Origin of the sequence: Mycobacterium dioxanotrophicus (assembly GCF_002157835.1) — a bacterium.
Lineage (GTDB): Bacteria > Actinomycetota > Actinomycetes > Mycobacteriales > Mycobacteriaceae > Mycobacterium > Mycobacterium dioxanotrophicus.
The window spans coordinates 77,837-100,355 of record NZ_CP020810.1 but is presented as its reverse complement, the minus strand read 5'-3'; the positions used below and the strand labels follow the sequence as shown (position 1 = coordinate 100,355).

Genomic DNA, 22,519 nt, shown 5'->3' with positions numbered 1-22,519 from the left:
GGAAAGGGGGCTGGGGTGGTTAACATTTCGTTCGAACCGCCCGCCCTGGTCGCCCATGGCCGCGAGTTGCAGGACGACGCGGCCGGACATGCACCCTCCTGCTCGCAGTGCCAGCCGGCGGCCCCCGACCAGGTGTCGACCGCTGTGGCCGCCTCGTTCACCGCATGGGCTACGGGCCTGGAACTGCTCATCGCGCATTCGATGGCCCAGCGCGCCGCCGGAGGAATGGCCGTGGCCACCACCGGGGTGGCACTGGACCAGAGCGACGCCGATGCCGCCGCGGTGATCTCGAGCTATGGACAGGCCCAGCCCTCCTCGGCGGCGCCTGTCCTGCCCACCGGGCCTGGCCAGATGCCGTCGTTACCGGCCGCTCCGCCGGTTCCGGCCGCGCCCGCACCGATGCCGGCCGAGAACTGGGCGGCGGTCATCCACGGCGGGCCGGGATCGGAGCCGCTGCGCACGCTGGCGAGCCAGTTCCGCACGCTGGCAACGGAGCTGGACAAGCAGTCCGGTGACACCAAGCGGGCGGCTCAAGGGGTCGACGCGAACTGGAACGCAGGCAACCAACCCGCAGGCCGCAACATTTCCGACCACGCCTCGTGGCTGGCCGATGTCGCGAACTACGCCAGAACGCTGGCCGCCTCGGCAGAATCGGCGGCCAGCACCGTCGACAACGCCCGCACCGCCACTCCGACACCGGAGACGTTCCAGGCATTGCGTGAGGAGTACCGCACCGCGCTGCAGAAGTTCAACGCCAGCGCCGGTGTGGTCAGTGAGCCGTTGGTGGTGGCCAAGGCCAACCTCTCCACCGCGCAGGCTGAGGCTGTGACGGCACAGGCCAGCTATGCGGCGGCCGCCAACGTCGACACGGTGACCGTGCCGCCGCCGCCGTCGGTGCCCCCGCCGATCGTGGGGGGCACACCGGGCACCGCCACGCCTGAGAACAAACCCGAGTCGAGCACCGAGGCTGAGGAGAAGGACGAGCTGGAGGCCACGTTCAAGGAGGTCAAGGACGAACCCGGGGCTGGCGATCCGGACACCGAGGACGATCCGGGAACCACCAGCCAGCCCGATCCGGCAGGGCAACCGAGCGGCGACATCGCCGCAGCAGAGCAGTCCGACATTCCCAATGAGCCGACTGCGGCCCAGACGGCGCTGACTCCGGCCACCGACGCCACCGCCAACACCGCGGGCAACGTCCTGGGCTCGATTCTGGGTGCGGTGAGCCAATCTGCGGGCGGCGCCTCCGGGATGATGCCCGGTGGGGGAGCTTCTCCGCTGTCTGCGCTGTCGGGGATGCCGAGTTTGCCCAGCCTGGGTGGCATGCCCGGCACCGGCGGTGAGGGCTTGCCGTCCCCGGAGGACATGGGCTTTGACGACCTCGGCCCGAGTGACCTGGGCACCACTCCGGCCAGCAGTGGCGGTGGTGGTGGCGGCGGTGGCGGGTTGCCCGCTGGCGGCCCGTCGAGTTCGGTGTCGGCGGCCGCACCCGGTGCTGCGATCGCTCCACCGGCCGCGCCGGCGGCGTCGGCTCCAGCACCGACCGCTGGCCGGGTCGGTGGGCCGATGATGGGTGGCATGTATCCGCCGATGATGGGCGGTATGGGGGGCAACAACACCCCGGAGAGAGACAAAGACCTACATCCCGATAAGCGGGTCGTACATCGCGATCACGCCAACACCGAGCCGGTGTTCGGGGAGTTGGAACAAGTGAGGAAGCGTCCTGGCCGGCGTAAGTCGTCCAAGACTCAGGAGGAGACCGATGGCGACACCACCGATTAACCCAGCCGCCGAGGCGGCGCTGGCACCCCTGAACACGATGCTGGATGCGATCTACGCCTGGGATGAGGAAACCGACGCATTCCTGTCGAGCACCAGCGACGACGAGGACATCATCGTCGTCCACGACTCGAGGGGACGGCTTCTTGACCTCGACGTCCGCGAGGGGCTCCAGCAGGAGCTGACGATCAGCGAACTCAACGACCGCATCAGCGACGCCTTGGCACAGAACGCCCGCAGGGCCGCCGAGGGCCTCGATGCCATCTCACAAAAGCTGTTCGACGAGTGCGCCAAGATCGCCTCCCCCGCGCTGCTCCAGCATCCCGTGGCTAACCAGTTGGCTCAAGCACTGCACAGCCCGAACACCCAACGGAGGCAATAGAAATGCCCGCAGTCACAACATCTGGACAGTCAGCCGACAACATCCAGGTCGAGGCGCTTCCGCTGATCGCCGATGGCGCTAACACCGCGGCCGAGGCAGCCACTGTTGCCGCCGCAGGGGCGGGCGGGGCGGTCGGGGCCGCCGCGGCGACGGCGGCCGGGGCGGGACCAGATGCCGTGAGCGCTGCGATCACCGCCGCCATGAGCCCGTGGGCTGCCGAACTGGCCGCATGCGAAGCTCGCGCCACTGCTCTGGCAAGCGAGACAGCTTCGACGGACAGCACCTGCTCTGCGACGTTGGAAGCCGAGGATGGTCAGGCCGCCGCGACCATCAGTGCTGCGGTGCCTGGACCGAACGTCTCCGGCGGCGTCGCACCAATCTGACAAGAGGGAGTTCAGGACCTAAATCGCGTGGTTGGGGCCTGGTGGTGAGCGGTAGGCTCTAACCATCCACCCGATACCGCAGGGAGACGAGGATGAGCCACCCCACCACAACCGGGCCTGGCACAGGACGCGCACACGGTGCCGGCTACCAACCAGCACCCGAAGGGTGGGGTTATCACCCCGCCCCGGAAGGGGCGGCCCACCAGGCACCTGCCGAGACCACGGGTTACCACCCAGCCCACGCGGGAACCGGCTACCAGCCAGCACCCGCCCCGGGACACTTCGGACCACCCATGTCGACGCCGAAGCGCTCTGGGCGCGGTGGCCTCATCGCTCTCGTCGCGGCCACCGCCCTCGTCGCTGCAGGAGTGGGAGCCGCAGTCGGGACCATTGCCACTAATTCCGCGTCATCGAATGACCGTGCGTCTCAAACAAGTGAACCCACCAATGTTGCAGGCGCACCGGCCACTGGGGACACCCACGCACAGGACGTCGGGCTGTGCACGCGCTACGCAACCATCAACAGCGCCATACCGAACAATTACACAAACGCCATGGACATCCTCCCTGCTGCGGCTGCGTTACAGGCGTCGTTGCAGGACTACCCGGGAGCGAGTGCACCAGTGCGGCAAGCAATCTCAGATGTCGTGTCGGCGTATTACGCCCGCATGGCGGTCTTCGGTGAAGTCCGAGAACGAGGCTTGGCTGAACCGCCTGCCGATGACAAGCGGGCAGCGCAGGCCGCGTACGACCAAGCCTGGGAAGTCTGCGGACTCGACCAAGGCTGAAGTTCTGCATCGCGTGAATGAGGGGAGAGCGCAGCTATGCCGGCTACTGGATCGCTAGGCGGTGCGGGCGACATTCAGCGGCCATCAGGCATCGGTGCTCAGATGGCAATCGGCGAATTCTGGCCGAGCATCAGCGAGAACGACATTCAGAGTGTCGCCGATGAACATCGCGACGCCGAAACCCGGTTCTCCGCCTACGGCGACACCCTCAAACGCAAAATGTCCACGAGCCCCGATCTTCTCCAGGGCCAGGCCGGCACCGCGCGGGTGGAACGGCTCACCGAAATGCGCAACCACGCCTACGACGTAGCCGATCATCTTGGTTCGAAAGCCGTTACCGCGGAGTCCTACAAGAGCACCGTCCTCGGCCTGAAACTGAGCCTCACACAGATCGGGGATGCCGCTCAACAAGCCTGGGAGACAGCACAAAAAACCAAGACACCCTTCTCTGCAGCCACCTTCAAAGAAGAAGCCGCCACCGCCTTCAGCACCGCGCTCGGAGACATCGCCGCGGCCCCGCCACCACTCCCCATACCAGGCGAAGATTCCCGTAAGGGTGAAGACGCCACCGCTGCTAATCACGAAACGCCGAAGGATGAGAAGAAGGCGGAGGGGACCGACGACCCAGGGGCGAAGGCTAACGAGCCACTCGCCAACGACGGGAAGAAGGTGGAGGGGGACCTGTCAGACGCGCCCACCGTCACAGAACTGAGTCAAACCGACCAGCCGAAAACCGAGGGTGCACTGCCCGCTGACAATCCGCTGGCAGATCAGCCGCCGGTGTCCACACCCCTCAGTGGGGTGGGACTGCCAACCACGGGGATGCCTACAACAGGTTCAGCAGCAAGCAGTACGGGCACTGGCGTGGGTAGCGGTATGGGCTCGATGCGGCCGCCGCAGGTGCCGTCGGGTTTGAGTGCGTTGAGCGGGAATCCGTTGAAGGATGCGGCGACGGCTCCGGCGTCGTCGATGTCGGAGGCGTTGAGCAGTAACCCGGTGTCGAGTAATCCGTTGTCGAGTGCGGCGAGTAGTTTCCAGTCGGGTTTGGCGTCGGGAATGGGGGCTTCGGGTGCGGTGTCTGCGACGCCGTCGCCGGCGTTGGAGAAGTTTGCGGCGCAGCATCCTTCGGTGACTCCGGTTGCCTCTCCCGGGCAGCAGGCTCCGGTGGTTCCCGCTCAGGGAGCGGGTGCGGCTGCACCGTCCGCACCGAGTGGACCGGCTCCTGTTGGTGGTGGCGGGGGTATGGTGCCGCCGGTCGCCGCTGGTGGTGGTGGTGGTGGTTTGGCGCCGTATGTACCGCCTGGCGGGGGTGGTGGTCCTGTGCCACCACCTGGCGCGGGGACGGTGCCGGCATCGGCTCAGCCTGCGACTCCGGTCGGCCCGACGACGCAGCAGGGCGGCGGTGCGGGCGCTCCGCTGGTGGCCGGCAGCGGGGGTGCCGGTGCTGGTGCGGCACTGACGGATTCGGAGCCGAGCGCGGACCTGCTGTTGGCGCGGCGGGTTCTGGATGGCTTGGTGCGCGGTACAGAGGTTCGTGAGGACCTGCTCAATGGCGGGTTCGTGCAGTGGGCAGTGTCGGTGGTGCAGTTGCCTTCTGGTCCGTCGGTGTCGATTGCGTCGAGCGTGGGCGGGGGCGCCTATGTGCCACCTGGAGTCTTCATTCCGAACTCAGCGCACCTGGCGGTGTTCGATGAGCTGCTTCCTTTGAACTGGGCCACCCGGTTCATGGGGGTTGAGCAGCCGACAGCGTTGCTCGCCGCTCATGCCGAGGAGTTGTCTGAGCATGTGGCGGGGGCTCGCCGGTCTGCGTTGGTGACCACGGAGTTGGGTATTGCTCGACCGGTGGGGTGGCCTGATTTCGAGTCTGTCCGCGCGGTCGAGATCCTGCACACTCCTGGTGAGGCTCCGAGTATGGGTGGTGGATACGTCCATCGGTTGATGACGGTGGATCGTCCGGCTTGGGCGAAGGTGCAGGCCGTCCTGCAGCAGGGGCTGGGGCTGCAGGCCGCTGGGGCGATCACCGAGGCGGTGTTGGCCGCTGCTGCGCAGACGCCGAGCGCGCTGGCCGGGATGGATGGCCAGGAGTCGCGGCTGGTCGAGCAGTACGACGTGGACCATGTGTTGGAGCCGTTGCGCAGCCGTACCGCGGTGGACTGGGATGCTCACTACCGCAACGTGATTGAGCGGCATAATTCTGCGGTTCTGCATCCGAGCATGGCCGGAGGGGTGCTCGACGCTGACGATTCCGAAGTGTCGCGGGCTTCCCAGCAGGTGTATGTGCACTTCTACCGGGCGGGCTTGATGATCGAGCTGCTGAGGTGTTGGCGTGTTCAGCCGCCGTCTCTGCCGGATCTCGTCTACTGCGCCAAGATTGCTGGGTTCGGCCATGTTGTGGATGCGGTGCTGGCGCCGCGGCCGCAGACTGCGGGGACGCCCAGCTGACCGACACCCTCTCATCAAAAGTGTGCCTGACATGTTCACCTATTGCATGAATATGTGTAATATGTCCAGCAACATGCGGGTCAGGTGAAGTGGGTGTGTGGCCGGAAGGGGAACCGTGACGGAGCAGGAGGCTGCTGAGTCGGCCGGTGATCTTGGCGAGCAGGTTGTCGCGACGGCGATCTCTGTGAAGCGCACGGTGTTTGTGCAGGTCAATGGCCTCGGTTTTGTGTGTGGTGTGGTGTTGAAGCCCGATGCTCGGAACTGGGATTCGGTGACGTTGAACAATCGTGTCCGCAAGGTCGCCGCCGTCGCTCATGACCGGTACTTGGCCAATCTTGGCATTGATGGGACGTATCTGACGCTTGACGCGGTGGCTGCCGACGAGCGTGCATTGAACTTCTAGTCATAGGGAGAGTTGCATGTCGTGGGACATTGTCAGCAAAGCCGTCGAGACGGTCCTGACCAACGCCATCCTCGGGATCGGACGGCTGGCGCCGATGCTGCCTTTGTCGCCTGCCCCGGACACTGAGGTTGATGGCCGAGAGCCCGCATCGCCCGCACCCGAAGGGCCGGCCGGTCAACCTTCGCCGCCGCAGGGGCCTCTGGTGCCTCCGCCGGCGCCTCCGGTGCCGCCGGAGGGGGTTGAGGGGCCTGCCGCTGAGGCCGCCAAGGAGGAGGCTCGGCGGGTGGGGGAGATGCTGGAGCAGCTCGTGGAACTCGATAGTGCGGGGATCAGCGCTGAGGAGGTGGCGGCTGCCGGTGAGGTCGGCCGCCAGGAGTTGGAGGACATCCGCGCCGATGTGACGGCCAAGATCGAGCAGATGAAGGCTGACGGGTCGCTGTACACCGTCGAGGGTCAGAAGACGTTGATGGATTTCGTCAAGACCCGTCTGGAGGAGGCTCGGACGATTATCGAGAAGGCGGCGGCCGACTCCGAGGACAAGGCGGCGGTGTCGCAGGAGAATGCCACCAAGTACAGCGGCGTGGGCACTGCACCCGACAGTGCGGACGGTGGAGGCAGCGGCGGCGGCAACGAGGCTCCTGCGGAAGCGGATTCGGCCCAGGGGGAGGCTCAGACCAACCCGGCTGGGATGCTGGGTCAGCCGGGGCTGGGGATGGGCATGCCGATGGGTGGTCTTCCCGGGTTCGGCGGCGGCGGTGGCGGATTGCCCGGGTTCGGCGGCGGTGGCGGATTGCCCGGGTTCGGCGGCGGTGGTGGGCTGCCCACTGGGTTCATGGACCCGCTGGCCTCGACGCTGGCGGGGTTCAGCGATCAGAAGCCGCCCGAGGAGGCTGGCCCGGAGTTCACCGACGACAAGGCCGGCCAGGACGAGGAGGCTGCCCCGGACTTCACCGAGGGCGACGCCACGACCGAGTCGGCCTCCGAGGGCGAGAGTGACTCCGAGGAGGGCGAGGAGGAGTCGGCGCAGACTCAGGCCGCTGCCGCGGATCAGGCTGGCCAGCAGGCGCAGACGGTGGAGCCCGCGACGAAGTCGACTGATGTGCAGTTGCCCGACAACTCGGTGACGGAGGCGCGGACCCCGCAGGGCGCGGAAGCGGTGCGGGCGGCGCTCAACGGCGCTCCGGTGGCCGAGGCGTGGCAGCAGGCTGCGGGTGTGACGCTGCCGCCGCCGGGCACCCCGGTGACCGATCCGGTGCCGCCGCCTCAGCTCAAGGCGGGGGATGTGGGCATGTGGAAGGACCACCAGGTGATGGCGCTGGGCAGCGGCAAGGTGCTGGTCTCAGGGCAGGTGCAGCCGCTGGAGAGCGTGAGTTCGGGCCCGGACTTTTTGGGCTGGTTCGATCCCACGGCCGCGAAGTCAGGCTCACCGGCGGCGGCACCGGCTGCTGACTGACGACGACGATGGCCACGATGACGACCCCACCGAAGGCGCACTGAGATGTGCGGCGGCGGGTGTGCTATTGGAGAGTCGGTAGACGGGTTTGTGCGTGCTGCTGGTGGGGTGATGGGTCAGGCGCGGGATGGTTTTGGTACCGGGGTGGGGGTGTTGTTGCCGCTGCCGCCGTTGGCTCCGGCGCCGCCGCCGTCGATCACTCCCGGGCAGGGTCAGGCCGCTGATGGTCAGCAGGATTCGGCTGTCGAGCACCACAACTCCACGGCCGCGCTCAGCTCCCTGGATGACACCGGTCGCGCCGAGCTGGATGCGGCGGCGGCCTCGGCGTCGGGGGGCCGGGTGAACATGGAGGCGATCATCGCCCAGGCGGTCGCTGATGTGCAGGCGCTGGGTTTGAGCACCAACACCCCGGAGGGCAAGCGGGCGTTGATCACTGCGATCAGGACACGGTTGGAGGAGACTCGCGGCACGGTGCAGACCGGTGCTGCTGAGGCGGGCACGCACGCGGCGGCGGCCAATGCCAACGCCGCCGGGTACGGTGACGTGGCGGGTCTGACGCGCCCTGCGGGGATGGGCGCAAGTTCGTTGGGCGCCATGCCGATGGGCGGTGGAATGCCGATGGGTGGCGGGATGCCGATGGGTGGCGGTGGGATGCCTGGTTTCGGTGCACCGCTGTCGGGGTTGAGCGGGCTGACCGCCCCGTTCACCCAAGCCGCCAAACTGACCGGCAGCACCAACGGCAGCACCCCGGCGTCGGGGACCGGCGGGTCGAAGGCGGCGGTGTCGCAGGCCGCGAAGATCCCGCTCAGTGCTGTGCAATACGACCGGCTGAAGTTCCCGGCGGGCAGGGAGGCCTATCGGGGATACATCAGCGAGGCGCTCGATGTGATGGGTGTTGACGACCCGAGGGCGCGGGCACGTTGGATGACCGGGTTGATGACCGCTGCAGCGCGGGAGTCCAGCTTCAATCCGTTGGCGGTCAACACCTCCGACATGAACGCCACGCGGTTGGCCGGATCCGGGCCGGACGGGTTCCCGGCGGGTTCGTCACGGGGCGGGTTGCAGACGATTCCGGAGACGTTCGCTGCTTATCACCAGCCCGGCACGTCGACTAATCTTTACGACCCGGTGGCCAACATCGCCGCCGCCATGAACTACGTGATGGACTGTTATGGCGTGTCTCGTGATGGCAGCAACGTAACGAAGGTGCCGCAGTTCAACCCCAACTCTGCAGGCGGTGGTTACTGATGTCGGTGGAGGGGTTTGTGCGTGCTGCTGGTGGGGTGATGGGTCAGGCGCGGGATGGTTTTGGTACCGGGGTGGGGGTGTTGTTGCCGCTGCCGCCGTTGGCTCCGGCGCCGCCGCCGTCGATCACTCCCGGGCAGGGTCAGGCCGCTGATGGTCAGCAGGATTCGGCTGTCGAGCACCACAACTCCACGGCCGCGCTCAGCTCCCTGGATGACACCGGTCGCGCCGAGCTGGATGCGGCGGCGGCCTCGGCGTCGGGGGGCCGGGTGAACATGGAGGCGATCATCGCCCAGGCGGTCGCTGATGTGCAGGCGCTGGGTTTGAGCACCAACACCCCGGAGGGCAAGCGGGCGTTGATCACTGCGATCAGGACACGGTTGGAGGAGACTCGCGGCACGGTGCAGACCGGTGCTGCTGAGGCGGGCACGCACGCGGCGGCGGCCAATGCCAACGCCGCCGGGTACGGTGACGTGGCGGGTCTGACGCGCCCTGCGGGGATGGGCGCAAGTTCGTTGGGCGCCATGCCGATGGGCGGTGGAATGCCGATGGGTGGCGGGATGCCGATGGGTGGCGGTGGGATGCCTGGTTTCGGTGCACCGCTGTCGGGGTTGAGCGGGCTGACCGCCCCGTTCACCCAAGCCGCCAAACTGACCGGCAGCACCAACGGCAGCACCGCCAAGTTCGCTTCGGCGGCGATTCCCGGTCTGGACACCAGCGGCCCTGGAAAGGCCAGTGAGCGGGGTTTGCAGAAGTACACAAAGTTGATGAACCGGGCGATTTCGAACGCGTTCCCTGAGATCAAGGAGATCGGCGGCTGGCGTCCCGATGCGCTGAAATGGCACCCGAATGGGTTGGCGCTCGACGTGATGATCCCGAACTGGGACACCCCCGAGGGGCGTGCCCTGGGTGATCGGGTGGTCAATTTCTTGATCCGCCACCAGAAGCCGCTGGGTCTGGACCACATCATCTGGCGACAGCAGATGATCCGACCGGACGGCAGTTCCTCGAGGATGGAAGATCGAGGCAGCGCCACACAGAATCACTTCGACCACGTTCACGTGGCTTCATTGGGCGGGGGGTACTGAGCCGTGACCGAACCGAGGCGCACCCATCGGGCCGAGCGGCGCCGCGGCGGGACCGGATTGACGTACGCCTCTTTGGAACAGGTTGCGGCGTGGCGGTTTCTGTGGCACCGGATGGCGGTGGCGGTCGCTCGCCATTCGGTGCGTCTGGTGCATGACCCGTCGAAGAACTACGGGGCGGCGGCCACCGTCGGGGTGGTGATCGCCGCACTGGCACTTGGGGTGTGCTTCGTGTTGTCTTGGCTGCGGCCGGTGGGGCAGATCGGCAATTCCAAGCTGGTGGCTGACCGGGGCAGTGGAGCATTGTTCGTTGATGTCAACAGCACGATGCACCCGGTGTTGAATCTGGCGTCGGCGCGGCTGATTCTCGGCCAGGACGCTTCCCCGACGCTGGTGCCGATGGCTCAGATCGAGGAGCGGCCGATCGGGCCGACGGTCGGCATCGTCGGGGCCCCAAATGATCTGACGCCGCGTACTCCCACCAACACCGGGTGGGGGTTGTGTGACAAGGCCGGTACCGCGGGCACTTTGGCGAGTCCTCAGGTGACCGCACTAACCGGACAGGCCGAGTTGGGGGATTGGGCCCACGAGATGGCCTCTCCGGAGGCGGTGCTGATGACCTATGGCGGCAGCGTCTTTTTGGTCACTGATGGGCACCGGTCGCAGCTCGATCTGGCCGACAAGCCGGTGATGTTGGCGCTGGGGCTGCAGGCGGGCAATCTTCGGCCCACTCCGATGTCGCGGGCACTGTATGAGGCGTTGATTCCGACAGCGCCGTTGCGGGTTCCCGACGTGCCCTCCCCGGGCGGCCCGGTCGGGTATGCCGGGCCGGGGCTGGCGGTGGTGTCGGGGTCGGTGGTCAAGTCGCGCAGTGCTACTGGCGACGACCAGTTCTTTGTGGCGCTGCCGGCAGGGCTGCAGATGATTCCGGAGACGGTGGCGCTGATGCTGCACAACGCCAATGTGTCTGGGCAGGGGCGGGTGCTCGACGTGGAGGCTCCGGTGGTTGCGGCGGCTCCGCAGGCCGTGGGCTTCGATGTGTCGATGTATCCCAACGGGCCGGTGAAGCTGCTGGACAAGGCCGCAGAACCGGTCACGTGCGTGATGTGGCGCAAGGATTCTGGTTCACCGCAGGCCACGGTGACCACGGTGTCGGGTCGGCGTCTGCCGATCGCGCAGGGTGAGGAGTCGAGGGTGATCAGGATGGTGTCGGCGCAGTCGGGCCAGCAGTCAGCCGATGAGGTGTATCTGGGGCCGGGCAGCGCGAACTTTGTCCAGGTGACCGGCGTGGAACCTGATTCCGGGCGCAGCGAGTCGGTGTGGTGGATCGGCCACAGCGGTGTGCGCTTCGGCATCGAAACCTCTGATAGACAACATGATCCGCTGCGGGCGCTGGGGTTGTCGGGTGTGGCACCGACTCCGGCGCCGTGGGCGGTGGTGCGTTGGCTTCCGGCCGGCCCGGCGTTGTCGCGGCAGTCCGCGATGGTCGAGCACGACACCTTGGGCGCCAACCCGGCCGCCGCGCCGATGAGCGAGAAGGGCACGCGATGACGACGAAGAAGGGTTTCGACAAGGAGAAGCCGGCGGCGCCGATCCTTCCGGAGCGCACTGCCACGATGCCCGAGATCGGCGAGATCACGCGGCCGCCGCAGCAGCGGCCCCCGGTGTGGGTGTGGGTGTTGATCTTCGTGGTCGCGGTGATCGTGTTGCTGGTGATCATGATCCGAACCGGCGCTCGCTCGATCGGCCTGGGTGGCATGTTCATCATGCCGATCATGTTGGTGTCGATGTTGATGATGCTGCGCAACCGTGGTGGGGGCGGCAACGAGAAGACCAAGCCTGCGGCGCTCAACCAGACCAGGGTTGACTATATGCGCAGTCTGGATGAACTGCGCGATGATGTGACCGTCGGCGCTCAGGAGCAGGCGGCTGAGATCGCCTATCACCATCCCAATCCTTGCAACGGTTCGCTGCTGACCATCGTCGGCACTGGCCGAATGTGGGAGCGTCGACCCACTGACCGCAATTTCGGGCATGTGCGGCTGGGGCTGGGGGTGACCCGATTGCGCACGATCATCAACCCGCCGCAGAAGGTGCCGCCCCCGGAGTACCGGGAGACTTCGACAGCTATCGCGGCGCGCGATTTCCTGTTGGCGCAGAATGTGGTTCACGACGTGGCACGACCGCTGCATCTGTTCGACCAGATGGGCTGGGCGTTCTTCGCCGAGGAGACCCAGCGCCCGCTGCTGCAGGGGACATTGCGGGCGCTGGTGTGCCAGTTGTGTGTGTTTCACGGTCCTGACGTGGTGCGGCTGGCGATCATCAGCGACGACCTGCAGTCGTGGGAGTGGGCTAAGTGGTGGCCCCATGTCGCTGACCCTGAGCTGGTCGACGCGTGTGGGCCGGTGCGGATGATCTACAGCGATGTGGGGGAGTTCATGGAGCGCTTCGGTGAGCAGTGGGCGAGCCGGCCAGCGTGGTCGCCACCGATGGAGGGACAGCCCCGCGCTGAGGACCATTGGGTGATCGTGGTGGATATGCCGGGCGCGAACTGTGCCCCGTTGCTGCGCGATTCCGGCTACGCCGGGGTGGCGGTGGTTGAGGCCACCAACGACTACTCCTCGCCGCTGGCGACGTCGGCGACGGCGATGAAGTTCGATGCGGTGGGAAATCTGTTGCGGGCCAGGGAGGTTGTCTAAAGATGGTTCGGGTTTCGCCTTTGGCTGAGGAGGGACTTGCCTTCGCGGCCACACCGGACGTGATGCCGCTGGTGGAGGCCGAGGTGTTGGCGCGCGCGGTGGCCGCCTGGGAGCCGCAGGACGCGGCCACCCGGTATGTGGCCGAGCGGGCCGCCTCCGCGCGAGCGGGACAGGATTTCCTCGACCTGTTCCAGATCGAGGATGCCCGCGTGTGGGATCCGACCACGTTGTGGTCGCAACTGACCACGACCACGCGTCTGCGTGCCCCGCTGGGCAAGAATCCGAACACCGGTAAGACGGTGTGGCTGGACCTCAAGGAAGGCGCCGAGGGCGGGATGGGGCCGCACGGCATGCTGACCGGTCAGATCGGTTCGGGTAAGTCCGAAACCCTGGTGTCGTTCTGTCTGGCGATGGCGATGCTGCACCCGCCGGAAGTGCTGCAGATGATCCTGGGCGATTTCAAGGGCGAGACGGCGATGATGAAGCTGGCCGATATTCCGCACTGCCAGGGTGTGGTGTCGAACCTGGCCGAGGCTGCGGCACGGCTGGATCGCTTCGAGGACATGATCAACGGTGAGACCGGCCGGCGCGAGGCGATCCTGAAAGCCGCGGGGTACAAGGACGTCCGCGACTATGAACGGGCGCGGGCCACGACGCGCCCCGATCTGGAACCGTTGGGGACGTTGTTCATCGTGCTGGACGAGTTCAGTGAGCTGTTGCGGATTCGGCCTCGGCTGGCTGAGACCTTTGACGTGGTGGCCCGAAAGGGACGCGGTCTGTGGATGCACATCCTCAATGCCTCACAGCGCGTGGAGCAGGGGCGGATGGCCGGAATGATCGCGCAGCAGACGTATTCGATCGGGTTGAAGGTCAAGGACGCCGGCCAATCGCGGCAGGCGATTGGCTCGACACGTGCATACGAAGACCTCAAGGGCGCTCCGGAGGGCACAGGGTTCCTGGTCTACGAGGACGAACACACCTTGTTTCGGTCGTATTACGTCTCGGCACCGTTTACCCCTCCTGTGGTGGGTCGCCAGCAGCGGCGCCGCCGGGAAGGCCAGTACATCGATCCGCTCCGTTTCGGCGCCGCCGTGGCGCCGCTGCCGCTGGACATCGAGGTCGGCGACGAAGAACAGGACGACGACCTCGCCGACGAGATTTCGATCGAGCAGATGAGTGTGGACGCCGACACCGTGGTGTCGGTGTTGGTGCAGCGTCTGGTCGAGGCGGGTCGCACCCGCCGTGCGATGCACAAGCTGTACCTGCCTCCGCTGGACGAGACCCCGGTGGTGGCCGTCGATGAGGTGGCACAGGAGTTCTGGGGACGCGACTGGCTCGATGTGAGCGCCGACGCGGGTCTGACGATTCCCTATGCCCGCGAAGATGATCCGTTCGACCACAGCCAGAAGCTGCTGAGCGTGGATCTGTCGGGAAGCAAGGGCAACGCGGCCATCATCGGCGCGGCGCAGAGCGGGAAATCCACTGCGCTGCAGTCGATTATGGCGAACCTCGCGGTGTCGCACAGCCCGCAGCGAGTACAGTTCTATTGCATCGACCTCGGCGGCGGCAAGCTGCAGAACATGTCGGGTCTGCCGCATATGAGCGGTGTCGCCGGGCAGGGCAATGAGGAGCGGATCACCCGAATCCTCAGCGAGGTCGAGCGTCTGCTGGCCGGCCGGGTGCGCAACTGGGAGTTGGCCGGAATCGACCTCACGGAGTTTCGGGCCCGTAAGTTCGCCGGCAAGCCCGGTGAGGTGCCCGAGGACGGATACGGTGATGTGTTCTTGTTCGTCGACAACTTGGCGGCGTTGAAGATCAAGGATCAGGAGCTGTTCACTCGGATCACCGAACTGGGGTCGGCGTCGGCGCTGAACTACGGCATCCACCTGATGGTCACCAACGACCAGTGGGTCACCCTGCCCTACAACCTCAACAGTAAGTTCGGCACCCGCATCGAACTGCGGATGGCCGATTACCGCGAATCGGAGATGGGGGATCGGGAACGCGCCAAGACCGTGCCAGACCAGCCGGGCCGCGGACTCAAGCGCGGCGGGCTGCACTTCCTGATGAGCGCTCCGGTGGCGACGGCGGCGGTGACGGCCGACGCCCACGGCGCGGTGACGTATGACCAGTCCTCGGTGGAGGCGACGTGTCAGCTGATCGCGCAGTCCTGGCAGCGGCGGGGAGTTGACGTGGCGCCCCCGCTGCCTGAACTGCCCACCGAGCTGCACTGGCACGAGCTGGGGCCGGTTCCTGCGGGCACCCTCAAGCTGGGTGTGGGCGAGGTCGCCCTCGAGACCGTCGGTGTGGATCTGACCGCGGCAACGAACTTCTACGTGGTGGGCAGCAGCGGGTCGGGCCGCACGACGGTGATGCGCACGCTGGTCAGCGCAATCCAGGACACGTTCTCGCCCGCAGAAGCACAGATCGTGGCGTTGGACCCGGATCTGAAGCTGGCGGCCTACATCGAACCGGAGTATCTGGCCCTACACGTCGACAACCCGGCGGTGGATGTCGGTGCGATCGCGGCTCATCTTGCCAAGAGGTTCACCAGCGAACGTCGGCCGCCGGAGAACGCCACGCCTCATGAGCGGGCGCAGTGGCGGTTCAGCGGTCCTCGGTACTTCATCGTGATCGATGATCTGCACCTGTTCAACGCACCGGGGTCCTCGATGACGTCGCGGCTGATGCCGGCGTTGGAGCCGGTGATCGAACGTGGACGGCAAATGGGGGTGCATGTGTTGGCGAGCCTCAACGGCACGGGATGGGCGGCAACGAGCGCCCACAACAAGGTGGTGACCGCGATGGATCGCGCCGGGGCGGGGGTGCTCATCCTTGACGGCACCCGCGCCGACGGCGTCATTGTCGACGGGGTGCGTCCTGCTCCACGGGCACCTGGGCGGGGTGAACTGGTGTATCGAAAGCTGGGCCGCCAGCTCATGCAGGTGGCGCTACCGCCGCCCGGGAAATCTCTGCATGAGCAGTCCGCTGATTCGTGGTGAACTGTAGTGACAACGTCAGCAGGTCGTGGTGGAGTAACGGAGCAAACACATGACGGTGTGTCCCAGAAAGGACCGGCTCATGTGTATGAAGTGTGTACGAAGTGCCTAACGATGTGTTAGGTTGCGTCTACGGGGAGCAGTAAGGAGCACGCTTATGTCGGCACTGTCAGTTTTCATGGAACCGGGTGGGGTGGCGGCCGCGGCGGCCGCGACCGCTGCACTGTCGGCCGAGGCTGCTGGCCACACCGCTCAGGCTGCGGCCGCGGCCGCGGTCGTGCCGCCTGGGCTCGATGAGATCTCGGCGGCCAATGTCGCCAAGATCGGCGCTATCTCGGCTGATATCGCCGCTGTTCTGGCGGCAGCAGCGGGCCAGCAGGCCCTCTATAGCCTGGCCAACGGCACTGCGGGCGTGGTCACCACGGTGGCTGACGAAGCGGCCGGCGCGGTCATCAACGCGGTGATCTAGAGAGCAGCAGAAGTCATGCCACCCGGGGTCTACCAGGCCGAGCCGCCCGAGGCGACCTCGGCGCAGTTCTGGCTGGGCCCTGGGGCGGGGTCTTTCTTCGCCTCGGCCGCCAACCTCAAGGCGCTGGCAGCGGCGATCATCGGCATGCTCGGTGGGCACATCTCGACCGAGGCTGCCATGGCGGCCAGTTGGCCGTCGCTCAGTGGGGAGATCGCCCGTCTGGCGCACACTCCCCATCTGGGGTGGCTGGCCAGCGCGGGCGCGATGGTCGCTGAGGCCGGGATGGCGATCGACGCCACTGCCGCGTCCTTTGAGACATCGAAGTTCGCCACCCCTCACCCCGGCGAGGTGGCGGCAAATCAGTCCGAGCATGTGGCGTTGAACAACGCCAACTTCCTCGGATTCTTGACACCGCTGATCATCGCCAACCGCGTCGACTACGGCCGGATGTGGATGCAGGGCGTGAGCAACAAGTACGCCTATGAAGCGGGGTCGGTGCCGCTGCAGACGGTGCCGCCGCTGCCACCGGCGCCGCCGTCGACCACTGGTGGTGCTGGCGCGGGAACTCCAGGGCTGGATCAGGCCTCTGCTGAGGCGAGCGCCCCGATGGACAGCTTCTTCCAGCAGATGACCGGCATGCTGCCCACGATCGGGCAGATGCCGATGTCGCTGTTCCAGTCGGTGGGTAGCGGTGGCCCGCTCAAGGGCCTGACCGAACTGCCGCAGCAGTTCCTCGGTCAGATGGGATCGCTGGCCTCGGCGGCGAACCTGAGTCCTGAAGCAGGCCTTGATGGCGCCGCCGCGTCGGACTGGGTGACGGCGACACCGCTGGCCGGGGGCGCGGTGAACGCGTCGTTGGCCGGTGGCGGCGGAGGCGGTTTCGGTGGGGCGGGCACGGTCTCGGCGGCCTCGGCGGCGCTGCGCAGTCCCGGCTCGTGGGCGTCGGCGGTCAGTGCGGCCCCGGCCACCGGTGAGAGCACGTCACGGTTCAGCGAGGTGCGGCCTCAAGCCACCACAGTTCCGGCCTCAGCCGGTGGCGGCATGGGCGGGGCGATGGCGCCTTTGGCCCACGGTGCTGCTGCGGCGGGAGCACAAACCAACAACGACGAAAAGAAGGAACAGATCGAACCGGGCCAGGTGCTGGTCTCGGCGGCCGATTTGTTCCGATCAGCTGACGCGATGCCGGTGATCACCGGGGAAGGGGGCCTGACACGGGCCAGTGAACCTGGAGACAAGGGGGCGCCGGTCTGACAGGTGAGCGGGGGCAACCGCCAACGCGTAGGCAGTAATCCCAACACCGGCGATCCGGTTCGGGGCAAACAACATTCGGGGAAGGACTCACGATGGACATCTATGGCGACATCGAGGCCATGCATGGCGACTCTTCGGCGATGTCGGAGAAAGAGGACCGGCTGCGGGCGATGGTCCAGCAGCTCGGTTCAATGCTGCAGCACGCCGCCACAGGCATGCAGGGCAAGGGGCAGGTGGCGCTGCAGCGTGCCGGCGAGGACCTGCAGTCCTACGGCACCCAGCAGGCCACCATGCAGGCCGACCACGCCGACAAGATGAACACCTCCGCGGCACATCTGACCGCCGGCGACGATGACGCGGCCACCTACCTCAGCGCCATCGACACCATGTCGGTGTGATCGGCCTGAGCGATTTCAACGAGTCACCAAAGACCAACTGAGAACTGAGAAAGCGAGCACAAGATGACGATTCAGTACAACGTGCCGATCATCGAGGAATGCAAGGAGATGATCGGCGCCTGCGAACTCCTGACGGCAGAGGTGCACAGCGACGCCATGTCGATGAAGGCCCGCACCATGGAGCACTTCAAGGGCGGCGGCGGCGAGGGATTCCAAGAGGACTACACCCGGGTCCTGACCTACGTCGACGGGCTGCGCGAGAAGCTCCACGCGGCCAAGGCGGCGCTGGGGATGGGCCTGGACGGGGTGATCCAGAAGGACGCCGCGATCAAGGCACAGTACCTCGCTTAGCTCAGGGCTCGCGTGGCGCGTGCGCCAGAAAAGCTCCGAGCACGACACGGCCCGGCCCTGCACCAAGGCAGGCCGGGCCGTTGTCATGGGCGAACAGGTGGTGACCAATTGAGCAACGAAGGAGTCCAACGGTGGCGGGGCGACCGACATTCGTGAATCGGCCGGCGCCGACGGCGACCGGACCTCAGCCGGCCACCTCGATGGAGGTGACCCGAGAGGCGCTGTGGCTGCTGCAGGCGCTGTGCGGGGTGGAGCGGATGCCGGCGGTGCTGGTGACTCGACCCTTCACCGATACCGGCGATCCCGCCGAGCGTCCGTGGGGGCATCCCGGTGTGGAGGTGCTGCGCGAGAAGGGGCTGGTGTTCGGCGATGAGGTGCACCCGCAGGTGCGCCTGTGGTTGGAGACCCTGGGCGCACCAGATGTGGTGTTGGCGGCCATGATTCGTCGCGGCGGGCAGCATCTTCGGCTGGCCATCGCCCGCCGGGGTGAGGTCTCGGTGTCGGCGATCCAACATGAGGATGACCTGACGGTGGAGTACCTGGGTCATTCGGCGACGGTGTCGAGTCTGGTCGACCGCCTGCTGCCGGTGTGTGGGCCGCAGGTGGAGCCTGCACAGTTCGACGCGGTGTCGGTTCCGACGGCGAATCTGCTCGAAGCGCTAGGACAGGTGGCGCGGGGCGAGCACAGCGCGGCGACGGTGTTCGCCAGTCTGGGGATGGACAGCGACCAGTACCGGGTGGTCACCATGGCCGCCGACAACCCCATCATGGAGTTGTCGATGACCGCGATGACTCCCGACACCGCGGGTCAAATCCAGGTGAGCAGGACCGCGGCCACCGTGACCGACACGGCGCTGGGGCGGGTCCTGACGGGGCCGATCCGCAGTGAAAACGGCTCGTGGTGGACGCTGATCACACCGGGCACCACGGCGGCGATCAAGTCGTCAGTGACGGCGGTGCTGGGGATGGTCGGCATCCGCGAGTGGAACGACCGGACCTCTCGCCGATAGGGGCCACACAACACGACCCATCGCAGAGTATGGGGCAGACCACCCATCAACCCACCCGCCAACATCAAACAAAAATTGTGTTCACGTACTGTCTGAATATGTCTGGAATGTGCGATACTGAGGCAGTGCTAGGAGGCAGGCCCGTGCGGCGCAACAGGATCGAGTCATTGTGAGCGAACAAGACTTCTACAGCCAGTACCTCAAGCCGGAGGAGCCCGAGGCGCCGGCCGCGCCAGACACCGCCGCGGCGGCGCCGGAGCCGACCGGCACGGTCGAGCATCCCCACAACGGTGTTGAGCCCAGCGATGCCCACACCGATCCCCGGATGCCGGCGGTCGATCCGTACCCGCTGGCACCACCCCCACAGGCACCGTCGGCGCGGCCACCGGTGGACTATCCCCCTGCTGGGCCACCGAATCCTGCCGCTCCACCTGCGGGTGCGGGTCGTCACGCCCTCGGTGCGCCGCGCGATCCGGGCGCGGTTCCTGCACCGCCGCCTGGCCGCTCTGGCGGGTATCGGCCTTCGGGCACACATCAGCCGCCGCCTCCGCCGCCGCCGGGTGGCCCGCCGCCTCCGCCGCCCGGGTGGGCGCCGCGACCGCCCCAGCCTGCGACATGGCCTGCCCGGGGCGGGGAATCGGTGGGGCCGATGCAGGCCCAGGTGCGTCAAGCCGACCTGGTTCGCCCGTACAAGCCGTCGCCTGAATCGGGGTGGCGCAAGCGGCTATACAAGACCACGCGCATCAATCTGGGGCCGGGCGCTGATGGCGCTAAGTGAAAGTGCTCAGTCTCGCTAATTGAAAGTGCCCAGTTGGCAGCGGTGGTTCGGCGTGTCGTCGGACTGCTTGTCGGGGTTCTGCTCATCGTCAGCGGAGTTGTGTTTCCGCTGATGAATGGGAGGGCCGTCGTTTGCTGTCGCTGGAGGGTGATGTGGAAGCGCATGCGCTTCGGGAGCAGGGTTGGTCGATATCGGCGATCGCTCGCCATCTCGGGATCAATCGCCGAACCGTTCGGGCCTATCTGGCTGGGGAACGAGTACCCGGGCAACGCCAACGCTCTGAACCGCTGGTGATCGATCCGTTCGTCGAGTACTGCCGGATCCGCCTGGCTGACGATCCGCACCTGTGGGCCTCAACCCTGTTCGACGAACTCGTCGAGCTAGGTTTTACCGGCTCGTATCCGTCGCTGACCCTGGCAATCCGAAACCTGGGGCTGCGACCGCATTGCGAGCCGTGTCAGTCGGTCAAGGGCCGCGACGTCGCGGTCATCGATCATCCGCCCGGGGTCGAGACTCAGTGGGACTGGGTCGAGCTGCCCGATCCACCAGCATCGTGGGCGGCTGACCGGCATGCCCACCTGCTGGTCGGGGCGTTGGCCCATTCGAGCCGCTGGCGCGGGGCGCTGGCCCGGCCGAGGACTTCGCGCACGTCGTGGAAGCGATCGAGGCGGTCAGCATCCGGTTGGGTGGGGTCACCCAGCGGTGGCGGTTCGACCGGATGGCCACGGTATGTCATCCCGAATCGGGCCGGATCACCGCGGCGTTCGCCGGGGTGGCCAAACACTACGCTGTCGCCGTCGATGTGTGCCCGCCACGACGGGGCAACCGCAAGGGTGTGGTGGAGAAGTCCAATCACGCTGCCGCCCAACGCTGGTGGCGCACCGTCACCGACGACACCACGATCGAGCAAGCCCAGGCGTCGCTGGACCGGCTGTGCGTGAAGCTCGACGGGCGCCGCCGGCGCCGCGACGGGCAGGCCACCACCGTCGGCGCCCTGGCCGATGCCGAACCACTACGGTCACTGCCGACGGGTTCGTATCCGGCCGAGTTGACCGAACACCGCATCGTCACTCCACAAGCGTTGGTGTCCTGGCGGGCAATCAGTACTCGGTGCCGCCGGGCTGGCCGGGCCACGGTGACCGTCACCCACCGCCTGGGCTCTGACACCGTGCAATTGACCACGGCATCGGGAGCCGTTGTTGCCGCGCACCGCCGCGCGGTCGACGGCAGCGGCGCGGTGGTGCGCGATGCCGGTCACGTCGTCGCGCTCGAACAGGCAGTGCTATCGGGGTTCTCGACGGCCAGGCCTTGCACTCATAAGACCCGGCGACCGCCCTCGGTGGCCGCCGTTGCCGAGGCCGCGCGGCTGCGTGGTGCCCCGGCGAACGATCCCGCCCAGAAGGTAGTGATCGATCTGGCCGTCTATGCGGCGACCGCAGCACGGCTATCCGTTGTTCCCCAACACCATCCAACCGAACAGAACCAGGAGTAACCCCTTGAGCAAAACCGTCCCACAGATGAGCGAAGCCCGCCGATACCAACAACTCCGGGCACATCTGTCCTATCTGAAACTCGGCGACGCAGCCGAAGCGCTACCCCGCATCCTCGATGCCGCCCGCGCCGAAAACCTGTCCCTGACCGCCGCTTTGGAGCGGCTGTTGGAGATCGAGGTCAACGCCACCGAAGCCCGCCGGCTGACCTCACGGTTGCGGTTCGCCTGTCTGCCCGAACCCTGGACCATGGCCGATTTCGATTTCGCCGCCCAGCCCGGGGTCGACGCCAAACTGATCAACGACCTGGCCAGTCTGCGCTTCCTCGACGACGCGGCCAACGTGCTGTTCGTCGGCCCACCCGGGTCGGCAAGACCATGCTGGCCGTCGCGTTGGCCCGCGGCGCGGTCGAGGCCGGCCACCGGGTGTATTTCACCACCGCCGCCGACCTGGCGGCCCGCTGCCACAAAGCCGCCCTGGAAGGCCGCTGGCACACCTGCATGCGGTTCTTCGCCGGACCGAAACTGTTGGTGATTGACGAACTTGGCTACCTTCCGCTGCCCGGCGATGGGCATCCGCGTTGTTCCAGGTGATCAACCAACGGTATCTGAAGTCGAGTACGATTCTGACAACCAATGTTGGGATCGCTGACTGGGCAACCGCTTTCGGAGACGCCACCGTCGCAGCCGCCATGTTGGACAGGCTACTGCACCGCGCCACCGTGGTCGGTATCGACGGACCCAGCTACCGGCTGCGCAACCACCAAGCCACCGCCGAAACGATGCGTAAGGCGGTCGCCGCCCATGTCAGCTGAGACCCGTTCCTGCCAAGCCTGCTGGACCGAATTCACCGCCACCACACCGACCAAGATCTACTGCTCAGACCGCTGCCGCAAACACGCCTGGGAGCAACGCAAACACAGCGACACCGCCGCCACCGTCACCGAGGCCCGGCCACCCGCCCCACAGCCGGCCGCCACCCGTTCCTGCCCGCATTGCGGCGAACCCATCACCATCGTCGCTTTGCTGACCACTCCAGAAGCTGCCCGCCCCAGCACCCCCGGCGACGGCACAATCGTTCCCCTGCAACGACGAACCTGCTAACCTTAGCCACT

Annotated in this window: 19 protein-coding genes and 2 pseudogenes; all 21 read left to right on the top strand. The window is 66.7% G+C overall.

What is annotated here, in order from left to right; genetic code table 11:
* Positions 1–15: 15 nt before the first annotated feature.
* Positions 16–1,782, top strand: coding sequence for a PPE domain-containing protein (locus tag BTO20_RS37135; protein WP_087083398.1), 1,767 nt, complete (start codon positions 16–18; stop codon positions 1,780–1,782).
* Positions 1,763–2,161 (top strand): hypothetical protein, encoded by a 399-nt coding sequence (locus BTO20_RS37130; protein ID WP_087083396.1) that lies wholly within the window; start codon positions 1,763–1,765, stop codon positions 2,159–2,161. The genes BTO20_RS37135 and BTO20_RS37130 overlap by 20 nt, the downstream gene beginning before the upstream one ends.
* Positions 2,162–2,163: 2 nt before the next feature.
* Positions 2,164–2,544, top strand: coding sequence for a hypothetical protein (locus BTO20_RS37125; RefSeq protein ID WP_087083394.1), 381 nt, complete (start codon positions 2,164–2,166; stop codon positions 2,542–2,544).
* Between the two features lie 554 nt (positions 2,545–3,098).
* Positions 3,099–3,332 (top strand): hypothetical protein, encoded by a 234-nt coding sequence (locus BTO20_RS40895; protein WP_232491337.1) that lies wholly within the window; start codon positions 3,099–3,101, stop codon positions 3,330–3,332.
* 102 nt (positions 3,333–3,434) lie between these two features.
* Positions 3,435–5,774 carry a hypothetical protein gene (locus BTO20_RS40055; protein ID WP_198344621.1) on the top strand — a complete coding sequence of 780 codons (2,340 nt, stop codon included), beginning with the start codon at positions 3,435–3,437 and terminating at the stop codon, positions 5,772–5,774.
* A 115-nt stretch (positions 5,775–5,889) separates the two neighbouring features.
* Entirely contained in the window at positions 5,890–6,177 is a 288-nt protein-coding gene (locus tag BTO20_RS37100) for a hypothetical protein (protein WP_087083385.1), read from the top strand.
* 16 nt (positions 6,178–6,193) lie between these two features.
* The gene (locus tag BTO20_RS37095; RefSeq protein ID WP_087083383.1) at positions 6,194–7,630 is read left to right on the top strand and encodes a DUF4226 domain-containing protein; all 1,437 of its coding nucleotides are present in this window, start codon (positions 6,194–6,196) and stop codon (positions 7,628–7,630) included.
* Positions 7,631–7,741: 111 nt separating this feature from the next.
* The gene (locus BTO20_RS39685; protein WP_157680452.1) at positions 7,742–8,878 is read left to right on the top strand and encodes a transglycosylase SLT domain-containing protein; all 1,137 of its coding nucleotides are present in this window, start codon (positions 7,742–7,744) and stop codon (positions 8,876–8,878) included.
* A 17-nt stretch (positions 8,879–8,895) separates the two neighbouring features.
* Positions 8,896–9,963 (top strand): hypothetical protein, encoded by a 1,068-nt coding sequence (locus tag BTO20_RS37085; protein WP_157680451.1) that lies wholly within the window; start codon positions 8,896–8,898, stop codon positions 9,961–9,963.
* Between the two features lie 3 nt (positions 9,964–9,966).
* Positions 9,967–11,511, top strand: coding sequence for a type VII secretion protein EccB (gene eccB / locus BTO20_RS37080; RefSeq protein ID WP_087083379.1), 1,545 nt, complete (start codon positions 9,967–9,969; stop codon positions 11,509–11,511).
* Positions 11,508–12,659, top strand: a complete 1,152-nt coding sequence (locus BTO20_RS37075; RefSeq protein WP_087083377.1) for a cell division protein FtsK — start codon at positions 11,508–11,510, stop codon at positions 12,657–12,659. Before eccB ends, BTO20_RS37075 begins: the two co-directional genes overlap by 4 nt.
* A 20-nt stretch (positions 12,660–12,679) precedes the next feature.
* Positions 12,680–15,661: a type VII secretion protein EccCb gene (eccCb, locus tag BTO20_RS37070; protein ID WP_232491336.1), complete on the top strand. Its 2,982-nt coding sequence runs from the start codon at positions 12,680–12,682 to the stop codon at positions 15,659–15,661.
* 154 nt (positions 15,662–15,815) lie between these two features.
* Positions 15,816–16,127, top strand: coding sequence for a hypothetical protein (locus BTO20_RS37065; protein WP_087083373.1), 312 nt, complete (start codon positions 15,816–15,818; stop codon positions 16,125–16,127).
* A 15-nt stretch (positions 16,128–16,142) separates the two neighbouring features.
* Positions 16,143–17,378 carry a PPE domain-containing protein gene (locus BTO20_RS37060; RefSeq protein WP_087083371.1) on the top strand — a complete coding sequence of 412 codons (1,236 nt, stop codon included), beginning with the start codon at positions 16,143–16,145 and terminating at the stop codon, positions 17,376–17,378.
* Between the two features lie 92 nt (positions 17,379–17,470).
* Positions 17,471–17,776: a hypothetical protein gene (locus BTO20_RS37055; RefSeq protein ID WP_087083369.1), complete on the top strand. Its 306-nt coding sequence runs from the start codon at positions 17,471–17,473 to the stop codon at positions 17,774–17,776.
* Between the two features lie 63 nt (positions 17,777–17,839).
* A complete protein-coding gene (locus tag BTO20_RS37050) occupies positions 17,840–18,127 on the top strand; it encodes a hypothetical protein (protein WP_087083367.1) in 288 nt (95 codons plus the stop codon).
* Positions 18,128–18,258: 131 nt separating this feature from the next.
* Positions 18,259–19,137: an ESX secretion-associated protein EspG gene (locus BTO20_RS37045; protein WP_087083365.1), complete on the top strand. Its 879-nt coding sequence runs from the start codon at positions 18,259–18,261 to the stop codon at positions 19,135–19,137.
* Positions 19,138–19,306: 169 nt separating this feature from the next.
* Positions 19,307–19,915, top strand: coding sequence for a hypothetical protein (locus tag BTO20_RS40890; protein ID WP_157680450.1), 609 nt, complete (start codon positions 19,307–19,309; stop codon positions 19,913–19,915).
* Between the two features lie 131 nt (positions 19,916–20,046).
* A pseudogene (locus tag BTO20_RS41460) lies at positions 20,047–21,407 on the top strand (Mu transposase domain-containing protein).
* 25 nt (positions 21,408–21,432) lie between these two features.
* Positions 21,433–22,219, top strand: a pseudogene (gene istB / locus BTO20_RS37030) (IS21-like element helper ATPase IstB).
* Positions 22,209–22,508 carry a hypothetical protein gene (locus BTO20_RS37025; RefSeq protein WP_087072533.1) on the top strand — a complete coding sequence of 100 codons (300 nt, stop codon included), beginning with the start codon at positions 22,209–22,211 and terminating at the stop codon, positions 22,506–22,508. Before istB ends, BTO20_RS37025 begins: the two are co-directional and overlap by 11 nt.
* Positions 22,509–22,519: the final 11 nt, after the last annotated feature.

Coding starts and splice junctions, on each gene's coding strand:
- BTO20_RS37130 (WP_087083396.1), top strand. CDS start 1,763: ATGGCGACACCACCGATTAACCCAGCCGCCGAGGCGGCGCTGGCACCC.
- BTO20_RS37125 (WP_087083394.1), top strand. CDS start 2,164: ATGCCCGCAGTCACAACATCTGGACAGTCAGCCGACAACATCCAGGTC.
- BTO20_RS40895 (WP_232491337.1), top strand. CDS start 3,099: ATGGACATCCTCCCTGCTGCGGCTGCGTTACAGGCGTCGTTGCAGGAC.
- BTO20_RS40055 (WP_198344621.1), top strand. CDS start 3,435: ATGGCAATCGGCGAATTCTGGCCGAGCATCAGCGAGAACGACATTCAG.
- BTO20_RS37095 (WP_087083383.1), top strand. CDS start 6,194: ATGTCGTGGGACATTGTCAGCAAAGCCGTCGAGACGGTCCTGACCAAC.
- BTO20_RS39685 (WP_157680452.1), top strand. CDS start 7,742: ATGGGTCAGGCGCGGGATGGTTTTGGTACCGGGGTGGGGGTGTTGTTG.
- BTO20_RS37075 (WP_087083377.1), top strand. CDS start 11,508: ATGACGACGAAGAAGGGTTTCGACAAGGAGAAGCCGGCGGCGCCGATC.
- BTO20_RS37065 (WP_087083373.1), top strand. CDS start 15,816: ATGTCGGCACTGTCAGTTTTCATGGAACCGGGTGGGGTGGCGGCCGCG.
- BTO20_RS37060 (WP_087083371.1), top strand. CDS start 16,143: ATGCCACCCGGGGTCTACCAGGCCGAGCCGCCCGAGGCGACCTCGGCG.
- BTO20_RS37055 (WP_087083369.1), top strand. CDS start 17,471: ATGGACATCTATGGCGACATCGAGGCCATGCATGGCGACTCTTCGGCG.
- BTO20_RS37050 (WP_087083367.1), top strand. CDS start 17,840: ATGACGATTCAGTACAACGTGCCGATCATCGAGGAATGCAAGGAGATG.
- BTO20_RS37025 (WP_087072533.1), top strand. CDS start 22,209: ATGTCAGCTGAGACCCGTTCCTGCCAAGCCTGCTGGACCGAATTCACC.